At 53.7% G+C, this 9,357-nt stretch carries 16 protein-coding genes; 5 read left to right on the forward strand and 11 right to left on the reverse strand.

Annotated elements, in window-relative coordinates; translation table 11 throughout:
• Window positions 1-6 precede the first annotated feature (6 nt).
• The 5 genes from ERD80_RS05295 (at window position 7) to ERD80_RS05315 (ending at window position 5,698) form a co-directional block, all read left to right on the forward strand.
• Window positions 7-639, forward strand: coding sequence for a lysophospholipid acyltransferase family protein (locus tag ERD80_RS05295; RefSeq protein ID WP_136546029.1), 633 nt, complete (start codon window positions 7-9; stop codon window positions 637-639).
• Window positions 636-2,399 carry a bifunctional alpha/beta hydrolase/class I SAM-dependent methyltransferase gene (locus ERD80_RS05300; protein ID WP_136546031.1) on the forward strand — a complete coding sequence of 588 codons (1,764 nt, stop codon included), beginning with the start codon at window positions 636-638 and terminating at the stop codon, window positions 2,397-2,399. Before ERD80_RS05295 ends, ERD80_RS05300 begins: the two co-directional genes overlap by 4 nt.
• The gene (locus tag ERD80_RS05305; RefSeq protein WP_136546033.1) at window positions 2,392-3,714 is read left to right on the forward strand and encodes a phosphatase PAP2/dual specificity phosphatase family protein; all 1,323 of its coding nucleotides are present in this window, start codon (window positions 2,392-2,394) and stop codon (window positions 3,712-3,714) included. The genes ERD80_RS05300 and ERD80_RS05305 overlap by 8 nt, the downstream gene beginning before the upstream one ends.
• Complete coding sequence (locus ERD80_RS05310) at window positions 3,696-4,088, forward strand: hypothetical protein (protein ID WP_168926253.1); 393 nt, start codon at window positions 3,696-3,698, stop codon at window positions 4,086-4,088. Before ERD80_RS05305 ends, ERD80_RS05310 begins: the two co-directional genes overlap by 19 nt.
• Window positions 4,089-4,333: 245 nt before the next feature.
• Window positions 4,334-5,698, forward strand: a complete 1,365-nt coding sequence (locus tag ERD80_RS05315; protein WP_136546035.1) for a VasL domain-containing protein — start codon at window positions 4,334-4,336, stop codon at window positions 5,696-5,698.
• Between the two features lie 149 nt (window positions 5,699-5,847).
• On the opposite strand, the gene ERD80_RS05320 is transcribed toward ERD80_RS05315, so the two are convergent.
• From ERD80_RS05320 to ERD80_RS05365, 11 genes are all read right to left on the reverse strand, one after another.
• The gene (locus ERD80_RS05320) at window positions 5,848-6,045 is read right to left on the reverse strand and encodes a hypothetical protein (RefSeq protein WP_136546037.1); all 198 of its coding nucleotides are present in this window, start codon (window positions 6,043-6,045) and stop codon (window positions 5,848-5,850) included.
• Window positions 6,046-6,300: 255 nt separating this feature from the next.
• Window positions 6,301-6,504 carry a hypothetical protein gene (locus tag ERD80_RS05325; RefSeq protein ID WP_136546039.1) on the reverse strand — a complete coding sequence of 68 codons (204 nt, stop codon included), beginning with the start codon at window positions 6,502-6,504 and terminating at the stop codon, window positions 6,301-6,303.
• Window positions 6,488-6,736, reverse strand: coding sequence for an ANR family transcriptional regulator (locus ERD80_RS05330; RefSeq protein ID WP_136546041.1), 249 nt, complete (start codon window positions 6,734-6,736; stop codon window positions 6,488-6,490). The genes ERD80_RS05325 and ERD80_RS05330 overlap by 17 nt, the downstream gene beginning before the upstream one ends.
• A gap of 10 nt (window positions 6,737-6,746) precedes the next feature.
• A complete protein-coding gene (gene gamL / locus ERD80_RS05335; RefSeq protein WP_136546043.1) occupies window positions 6,747-7,091 on the reverse strand; it encodes a host nuclease inhibitor GamL in 345 nt (114 codons plus the stop codon).
• Entirely contained in the window at window positions 7,088-7,297 is a 210-nt protein-coding gene (locus ERD80_RS05340) for a hypothetical protein (protein WP_136546045.1), read from the reverse strand. Before ERD80_RS05340 ends, gamL begins: the two co-directional genes overlap by 4 nt.
• 124 nt (window positions 7,298-7,421) lie before the next feature.
• The gene (locus ERD80_RS05345; RefSeq protein WP_136546047.1) at window positions 7,422-7,646 is read right to left on the reverse strand and encodes a hypothetical protein; all 225 of its coding nucleotides are present in this window, start codon (window positions 7,644-7,646) and stop codon (window positions 7,422-7,424) included.
• Between the two features lie 45 nt (window positions 7,647-7,691).
• The gene (locus tag ERD80_RS22985; RefSeq protein ID WP_136546049.1) at window positions 7,692-8,297 is read right to left on the reverse strand and encodes a pentapeptide repeat-containing protein; all 606 of its coding nucleotides are present in this window, start codon (window positions 8,295-8,297) and stop codon (window positions 7,692-7,694) included.
• A 52-nt stretch (window positions 8,298-8,349) separates the two neighbouring features.
• Window positions 8,350-8,556 carry a hypothetical protein gene (locus ERD80_RS05355; protein ID WP_136546051.1) on the reverse strand — a complete coding sequence of 69 codons (207 nt, stop codon included), beginning with the start codon at window positions 8,554-8,556 and terminating at the stop codon, window positions 8,350-8,352.
• Window positions 8,556-8,705, reverse strand: coding sequence for a hypothetical protein (locus tag ERD80_RS22425; RefSeq protein ID WP_168926254.1), 150 nt, complete (start codon window positions 8,703-8,705; stop codon window positions 8,556-8,558). The genes ERD80_RS05355 and ERD80_RS22425 overlap by 1 nt, the downstream gene beginning before the upstream one ends.
• A 66-nt stretch (window positions 8,706-8,771) precedes the next feature.
• Window positions 8,772-9,041: a hypothetical protein gene (locus ERD80_RS05360; protein WP_136546053.1), complete on the reverse strand. Its 270-nt coding sequence runs from the start codon at window positions 9,039-9,041 to the stop codon at window positions 8,772-8,774.
• A 55-nt stretch (window positions 9,042-9,096) separates the two neighbouring features.
• Complete coding sequence (locus ERD80_RS05365; RefSeq protein WP_136546055.1) at window positions 9,097-9,315, reverse strand: hypothetical protein; 219 nt, start codon at window positions 9,313-9,315, stop codon at window positions 9,097-9,099.
• Window positions 9,316-9,357: the final 42 nt, after the last annotated feature.

The raw sequence follows: 9,357 nt of genomic DNA on the forward strand, positions 1-9,357 counted from the left end.
GCGCAGATGAACCGTTTTCTGCGCTGGATCTTTACACTGTGCATTGCGTACCCCGTGGTCTGGGTTTGGCTGGGCGTTCGCGTGTCGGGTCGTCAAAAGCTGCCTGTGGAAGGCCCGACCATTATCGTAGCGAATCATAACAGCCATCTGGATGTGCTGACGCTGTTCACGCTGTTTCCACTTTCAACGCTGATAAACGTGCAGCCGGTGGCGGCGGCAGATTATTTCCTAAGAAATAGAGTGATTGGTTGGTTCGCTCTAAAGGTCATCGGCATCATTCCTGTTTATCGCGGAGTCCATCAGGCTAATCCGCTGCAAGCCTGCATCGATGCGCTGGCAGCAAAGAAAATTGTGATTATTTTCCCCGAAGGCACGCGCGGCGAGCCGGGGAAATTCTCTGAGATCAAATCCGGCATCTGGCATCTGAGCCAGCAATGCCCGGAGGTGCCGATTATCCCCATCTATATGCACGGGCTGGACCGCTCAATGGGTAAAGGTCAGAAAATTCCCGTGCCGTTTTTTATCGACATCTTCATCGACGAACCGCTGTTTTACGACGCGGATAAAGCCACGTTTAAGCAATCGTTATTCACTCGTTTTGTCACGTTACAACAGCAGGCAACAAGGAAAATCACATGAGTAAGGAAGCACGTTTATTTCAGGAAAGCACATTTGCAACCAGCGATGATCAGTCGCTCTATTTTCGCCACTGGCCTGCAACGGAAGGCAACGCTAAGAAAGTAATTGTGCTGTTTCACCGTGGACATGAACATTCCGGACGTCTGCAACATATTGTCGATGAGCTGGATATGCCTGACACGCATTTTTACGCCTGGGATGCTCGCGGCCACGGTCAGTCGCCGGGTGATCGTGGTTACAGCCCGAGTCTGGCTCGCTCTGTTCTGGACGTGGATGAGTTTGTGCGCTTCGTGGCGAAGGACGCGCAGGTCAGCCTTGAGGACATCGTAGTGATTGCACAGAGCGTGGGGGCGGTACTGGTCTCTACCTGGGTTCACGATTATGCGCCGAAAATTCGAGGAATGGTGCTGGCTTCTCCGGCCTTTAAGGTCAAACTGTATGTGCCCTTCGCCAGGACGGGCCTTGGTTTGATGCAGCGTGTCCGTGGCCTTTTTTACGTCAACTCGTATGTGAAAGGGAAATACCTTAGCCACGATCCGGAGCGTGTCGCCAGTTTTCAAAAGGATAAGCTCATCACGCGGGCAATTGCGGTGAACATTCTGCTCGATCTCTACAAAACCGCTGAGCGCATTGTGTCCGACTCTGCTGCCATTACGCTGCCGACCCAGTTACTTATCTCTGGGGATGATTTTGTAGTACACGCAAAGCCACAAAAACAGTTCTACGCCGGTCTGCGCAGTGCCATCAAAGAGCAGCATATTTTGCCTGGCTTCTATCACGATACGCTGGGCGAAAAAGATCGCGCCCAGGCCTTCGATAAAATCAAAACCTTTGTCGACAAACTCTATGCGGCAAAACCCTACACCTTCGATTACAGCTATGAAGACCAGTGGAGCCCGAGTGCCGACGCCTACCGCGAACTGCAGGCACGACCGAAAGCATGCTCTCTGGAGAGCATATTTTATTCTTCGTTAAGCTATGGCATGAAAACCGTCGGCAGACTGTCAAATGGGATGCGCCTGGGCTACGAGACGGGTTTTGATTCCGGCAGTACGCTGGATTATGTCTACCGAAACTCCCCGGAAGGCAAAAGCATTCTGGGCCGAATGATAGACAAACACTACCTCAACAGTGTCGGCTGGCAGGGGATCCGGGTTCGCAAAATCAATATTCAGCAGGTCATAGAACAGGCTGTCGCAAGGCTGAAAGAATCAGATATGCCGGTACGCGTAGTGGATATCGCGGCGGGACATGGCCGCTATGTGCTCGACGCACTGGAGAAACATCAGGATATCGAAAGCATCCTGCTGCGTGATTATAGTGATCTGAACGTTGAGAAAGGTCAGGCCAAGATTGAAGAGCGAGGGTTAAGCCACGTAGCTCAGTTCAAAAAGGGCAATGCCTTCGACTATGACTCTCTCGCCACACTTGATCCCGCTCCGACATTGGGGATCGTTTCCGGGCTGTATGAACTCTTCCCGGATAATGCCTTAATTAAAGCCTCGCTCGCCGGGCTGGCTGCGGCAATACCGCCTGGCGGTGTGCTGGTCTACACCGGGCAGCCGTGGCATCCGCAGTTAAAAACTATCGCTTATACCTTAACCAGCCATCAAAACGGCATTCCGTGGATGATGCGTGTGCGCACGCAGAAAGAGATGGACACGCTGGTGGAGCAGGCGGGCTTCGAGAAATGCCATCAGATGATTGATGAGTTTGGTATTTTCACCGTCTCGCTGGCCGTGAGAAAGCCGCATGGCTGAATCCGCGCTCATGCAGAACAACGCCAGCCTCTGGAAACGGGGGCTGTGCTGGCTGGTGTTGCTGGGACCGCTGTTTTTCCTCAGCTATGGGCAGGTTAATCAGTTCACGGCTACACGTCATGATGTGGGAAGCATGGTCCTTAAGTGGGAACATGCTATCCCGTTTATGCCCTGGACCATCGTGCCTTACTGGAGCATTGACCTGCTGTATGGTATTTCGCTGTTTATCTGTACTTCGAAGCAGGAACTGACCCGCCACGGCTGTCGGCTACTCGCCGCATCGCTTATTGCCTGCGTGGGCTTTCTCCTGTTCCCGCTGAAATTTACCTTCGTGCGCCCTGAAACGCAGGGGATGTTTGGCTGGCTATTTCACCAGCTAGAACAGTTTGATTTGCCTTATAATCAGGCCCCGTCGCTGCATATCATCCTGACATGGCTGCTGTGGCTGCGTTTTCGTCATCATCTGGGGAAGGTGGCAAGGCTGTTTTCCGGTGCGTGGTTTTTGCTGATCGCGGTATCGGTTCTCACCACCTGGCAGCACCATTTCATCGATGTTGTTAGCGGGATTGTGTTCGGGTTGCTGATTAGCTATGCCATCCCGGTTGAAGGCGGTTGGCTGTGGCATCGTCCGTCAGCGCATGCCTTGCGGCTAGCCATGAAATACTGTGCTGGAGGAGTCATGTTTTTGATGGCGGGATTATTGCGTTCTTACAGCTCTATATTACTGTGGCCTGCTGCAGCATTATTGACGGTGGCGGCAGGCTATGCCGGGCTCGGGGTGACGATATTTCAGAAAAACAACCACGGCGAGTTATCCCTCTCTGCCCGCTTGTTGTTGTTCCCCTATTTAGTCGGGGCAGGGCTTTCGAAAAAATGGTTTTCCAGACGAATATCTCTGAGCAGCGTTATTTATGACGGTGTGTCTTTGGGCCGGTTTCCTGACACCACCGTGGCGCAGGCTGCCGTTTTTGACCTGACAGCTGAATTTCATAAAGGCAGCCACAAAACTAAACACTGGAAAGCTTACCCGATGATGGATTTGGTGGTGCCAGGTGTACGGGACCTCCGGCAGGCCGTGATGAAGCTCAGCCAACTGCAGCAAGTACATAAAAGTGTGCTTGTATGCTGCGCCTTAGGCTTATCACGCAGCGCAACGGTTGTAGCGGCCTGGCTGCTAAGTGAAGGGCATACCGAGTCTGTATCGCAGGCTGTGGCGTTAATTAAATCCCGGCGCCCTCAGGTAGTACTTACGCCTGCCCATCTTCAGGTTCTGGAAACGTTTCACAAGGAGTTGAGATGTCGAATACCATCATGACCAGCCGAATCATGCAAATTCATCTGTCGAGCTGGCGCTATTTTGCAGTGCTGACTCTGCCACCGATGGTGCTGGTTTTTAATCTCTTATTTTTAGTCGATTGCGTATTACTGATGGGACTCTTTTTGTTGACTCATTATTACTGCTGGCGCCTGTGGCTGGATGAACGACTTTTTCAGCTTATCGCGAGTCAAAGCGATATCACTGAGTTCGATAACGGGATGGCGCATATGTGGGCAAAAAGAAAGGAGGAGACACGCTCTATGGCTGAGCGATATCACGGTGCTAAAATAATATTTTATAAAGCTATTTTTTCATTGCTAGCGCTGTGGTTTGCTTCATTGTGCATACTCTTTTACAAGACTCCTGTTTGAACAGGCAGGACTTAAACGTCTATCAATCCCTGTATCTTTTGAGCGATTGATTCCTGGGTTTTGCATCATAAAAAGACCTTATCAAGCATCGCTCTTGCTTAGACGAATCGATAGAAGAGCTTTTGACCAATATGTTTCAGATCCGGTGGCATCATCGTATCTGCAGAGTCTCGAACAGGCAAAAAACCAAACTGCGTAATTAAGTATCCTCCCACGCTGTACATACCTCACAGGGACAATAAGTCATGAATGACATGCTTGCCCGTCGGATTAAAACCGGCAGCGACCCGCGTAAGCTGCCGGATTATGCTGCTCTGCGTGAAGAGCTGAGCAAATTGACCCATCCGGCACGGCCAGATATAGACTGGCTTTATGTTGAACAACGCTGCCTTTCTCTGTTCAAACAAAACGGAGTGGAGTTGCAGACCGCGGCCTGGTACACGCTTGCCCGCCTGCAACTGGCTGGTTTGGTCGGATTGAATGAAGGTCTGGCGCTACTGGAAGCGCTGGTGAGTCATCAGTGGGGTGTGCTGTGGCCGCAACCGATCCACGCGCGCATGGACATTCTCACCAGCCTGAGCCAGCGCGTGCAGCAGCAGATGCGCACCCTTTCCCTGAATTATGGCGATCTGAGTCAGCTTTATCGTGCTGAACAACTGCTTACCCGCCTGGGGACCGTATTACAGCGGCTGGAGCTTAAACACCTTAGCCAGCTTGATACATTGCGTGCTCTGATGCACAACAGTGCCACCAGGCTGGAAAGTCGTGACGGTACGACCAGCGACATCTTGCCCGGCACCACGATAGTTAACGGGGCAATATCCGCACATCCGCATGAAACGAAAACTTCGCATAGCGCCAGATGGGCGTATGTCGCGCAGCAGCAACATCAGCCAAAGATTAAGGTGCAGACAGCGGCGCTGGCCCGTCGTAATAACTGGCAATTTTTCAGTGCCGGGATGTTTACCATGCTGCTTATCAGCGTGGTCGCGGTGGGCGGCTGGCAATATCTGCACCGGCCCGATCCACTGCAGGCTCAGCTGGTGGCATCGCTGGGTCCTGTGCCCGCCACACTCACGCCACAGCAGCGGGATGTGCTGCGGCAGCGGACCTCCTTACCATCAGCCTTGATCGCCGACACGCAGCAGCAGTTATCTCGCCTGGAGCAACTCGCGCCCGACTGGAATATTGCGTATGGCCAGCAGCTGGTGGAGCAGGCGCAGGCGCTGTGGCCCGAACAGACGGGTTCGTTATCTGCGCGGTGGCAGCATCAGCTTGAGGCCAGCACGTTGCCAGCGCAAAACCTTGCGGCCTGGCATCAGGGAATGATGAAGCTGGCACAGTTAAGCGAGCGGCTGAATGGACTGGATGAGCAAAAAGGCAAATACATCACGGTGAGTGAGCTGAAGTCCTCGGTATTTGGCATGATGACCCGTTTTCAGCAGGCTGAGCCCATCGAGGAACAATTGCGGCAAATTCACTCGCTACCAGCCAGTGCGCCCCAGCGGCAGCAGCTTATCCGCCAGCTCGAACAGCACCTGCGATCGCAGATTTACACCTTGTGGCAGATGAAAAACAGCATTGAGGTGGCAGAGGGAGAGGAGCAATAAGCGAAGCGGCAAACCAAAGCAGAAGAGCTGTTACTGGTGTCCCCTGCAGACATCATTTCTGCTGGACAGTTATATGATATGTAAGCGGTTTTCGAGTTCAGAAAATGGGCTGTGCCCACAATTATGCCCACAATGAAACAGGTGTACGTTCAGGCGTCTGATTTTCGCGAAAATGACGCCTTCCAGCGCCGATATTCCTGGTATTCCCACCGGGACACCCGACCATACTTACGGGGCGGTGGCAGTCTGCCTTTCTCGATTTGCTTGTAGAAGTAGCGGTCGGTAAAGCCAGAATCCTGCATCATAAATTTCATGTCAATCAGTGAATCGTCACGAAGTTCCATCATTTTTCTCTTGGTATTCAATCTGCCGGTCTGTTCACGATCACCCGGCGCAGGACTGCCGGATACAGGGGCCGTCAGAAACGGTGCCCGGCATTAAAACCGGGCACCGGCTTCAGCGGCTGATGAGCATGGCCATTACGGATGAGGCCACTGCCACACTGACCAGACCGGTCATCAGACCGGCCCCGATCGCTAGCGCGACCATGTAGATGTACCCTAACTGGCGCATCGATTTAAACCTCCGTTCATGATCGGTTTTCAATGGAATTCCTCCTCTTTGCAGATGCCATCACCTCTCCCTGGCGTTACACCGTCGGCACGGTGGGTCAGTGCCGGATAAAACGCGAAAACGGTGATGCAAATCTGAAATAAAAGCCCTGACGCAATAAGCAGGGTGATGGTCAGAAAGCTCCCGTCAGCGACAGCTGGCTGCTCACAAAGGGGATCAGGAAACCACGTCATGTCTTTCCTCCTCCTGGCTATCAAGGCGCCCCCAGTCACGCTTCAGCGCGTTATTGCAGAGCGCTGAGCGTTCATTTGCCCACCGGCGATTAGCGTCACGTCGTGCCAGTCCGGCAGCCGCCGTCCATGCCGCTGCGGCAAATCCGTAAGCGCCGGCGTTCTCAGCTTCTGCAGCAATAATGGCCAGCCGTACATAAGGCGCAGGCTTCTGCCGGGAAGTGTCTTTATTCATGGTGTCCCCCTTAACGGGCTGGCGGCATCTGGCCTGTTAAGCCGGATGAGACGCCCGGCTGACAGGTCCGGCTGGTGGAGAGTTCAACAGCGCTGAGAGGCGGATAATTGCGCTGCGCCTGGCCATAAGCCAGTTGCCAGATGAAATACTGATACGCCTCCTCCGCATCGGCCTGTTCACAGCACGCCTTCACTTCGGCGTCCTGCCGCCAGTGACGAAAGCCGGAAAGGTAAGGAGGAAAGCGCTGCAGCAGGCGTGCAGTTTCATCATCAATCCACTGCTCTTTTTTAATAATTTGCTGCTCTTCCTCGCTGAGTTCATGTCGGCGATGTTCCAGCTGGACAAACGGCATCATGGTTTGCCCTCCTGCACCCAAATACGCACAACATGTTTCAGCCCTTTCTTCAGCGCCGGCAGAGGGGGCAGGGGAGGCAATGCGGGGGGCGCGGAAGAGGAAAAGCTTGCGCTGGTCAGAATGTTCTTACGGTCAAACTCAATATCGTGTATGGCGTCAAAAGGGCGAGCAAAAGCGGCATCGCCCCTGATGTGTTGTTGCATCATGGGAAATGTTCCTTTGAACAGTCAGTTAACGATAATGGGTGCCGATACGTCCGGCTGTAGGGCGAAGCGGCAGAGGTGAGGCAGGCGTTACGATTTCGGGAAAAGCCGGCATCTGAGCCCGCCGTTATCCTTCTTCTTCACGACGGGCAGCGCGGGTCGCGTTGAGAATTTGTGCCGGATCGCCGGAGATGCGCGTATGAATCACAAACGTGCCCGTGTGGGTGACGCGGGCACCCGGCGCGGCCATCAGTGCTGCCCTGATCACGCGATCATGCAACCACGCCCGAAAAACGCTGGTTTTGATCAGAAGCGTGGCGTGCGTGGGCGTCGCGCTGTAATGAATCTTCATGGCTGTCATTCCTCTGGATGAATAAAAATACCGAAAAGCTGTCAGTCACGGCTGGCAGACCCAGTCAGGCCGTTCACCCACACCGAGATAACAATCGAGAATATCCAGCAAGCGCGGGTAAAAGCTGAGCGCACGTTCCCCATCCATTTTAAGGATGTCCCCGCGGCTGAATGCGCGCCATTGCGCTGGCGTATGCATCTGGCAGCCTGCTTTTACCCAGTCGCCGTGGGTGATCTGGATGTCGTAGGTCTCGCCCAGGATTAACCAAGTTTTCTCCGGCAACCTCGTGGTCAGCGTTATCACGCCGCGCAGATCAGTCCCGTTCAGGCGGGCATCCCGCAGGTCAGCCACACGCAGATCGGTCGACAGAAACGTTGCATGATTCATCGACGCATGATTGAGCTTTGCGTGAAACAGTGAGGCAAAGGAGAGATTGCACCTGTCCAGGGCTGCGTATCGCAGGTTTGCCATTCGCAATTGGGCGCGCTCAAAATCGGCCCCGTAGAAGAGGGCATGTTCAAGATTTGCCCGGGTCAGATCGGCACCGGCCAGGCACTGACCGCTCAGGTTGAGCCGTTTGCCCTCCGCGCCCGCAGTTACAAGCCAGCGTTTATGTTCTTCAAGGTGATGGTGTAGTTTGTCCGGTTCCATAATGCGTTTCCTCTCTGGCCGGTATAGCCGGTTGACGAATGACAATGCCGGTTCAGATTTGTTTGTCATAATCGGCGTGGCTGAGTAATTCCCAGCTCCGACCGTTGTTGCGTGAAAGCAGGCGCCATTGCGGGTTAACGCGCAGCGACAGATACTTTTCACGGTAAGTGCGTCTCGCATGGATCTGTCCGGCACGCCACTTTTCGAGCTGCTGTTTTGCGCGCCGGGATATCCTGTCGGGTACATGAGGCTTGGACATCACGGAAACCTCATCTCAGCGGCGCAGGCGGCGGCCAGCCTCTGCACAAACACCCAGGCAACGCCTTCCCCGAAACTGACAATCTGCCGGCTTCTGTTCAAAACGCTGGCGGTGAAGGTGTACCGGCCAGTGCGGATCTGAATAACCATAGAGAACCTCCTTCAGGCATAAAAAAACCGCCACAGCGGGCGGTCTTTAACGTTGTGCTCAGGTGTTCAGCTGCCATGCTGTCCCTTACCTTCATGGGCGATTGCGCAGGAACTGGCAGGACGCAGCTCTGGATAGCGTTCAAAAACGGAGGTTAAGGTGGATACCAGCATCTTATCCAGCGGGCCCATCACGCTTTGACGATACAGGTCTGCTTCCGCCGAACTGACTTTCCCTTCCTGCACCAGGGCATTGATTTGCTGGACTGACGTCGTAAGAGTGTTAAAAACGGCGAGCATGGTCTCTGTCACGTATTGTGCTGCTTCACGGTTCTGCATGATGACCTCCGGGTCAAATGATTACCCTGACGGGCGGGGTTAACGTGGTGACGCATCAGAACTCATGGTGACCCTGATCATCTATCACGATGATACGTGTGGTCCTGATAAACTCAGCCAGATTAGCGCCGGTATGTTGCCAGTGCTCCAGCGCCAGAAGCACATCGCTGCGGGTCTGGCAATGGCAGGCATTCACATATGCCTGAATGTGGGTGAGGGTGAGGCGTTGCATCTCTTCCTGAGACAGTACTTCAGAGGATTTGTTTTTATGCATGGTGTTCTCCGGGTCTGGACGAAAAAAAAGCCGCATAAGCGG

Origin of the sequence: Pantoea sp. R102 (assembly GCF_004916815.1) — a bacterium.
GTDB classification, from domain to species: Bacteria; Pseudomonadota; Gammaproteobacteria; order Enterobacterales; family Enterobacteriaceae; genus Pantoea; species Pantoea dispersa.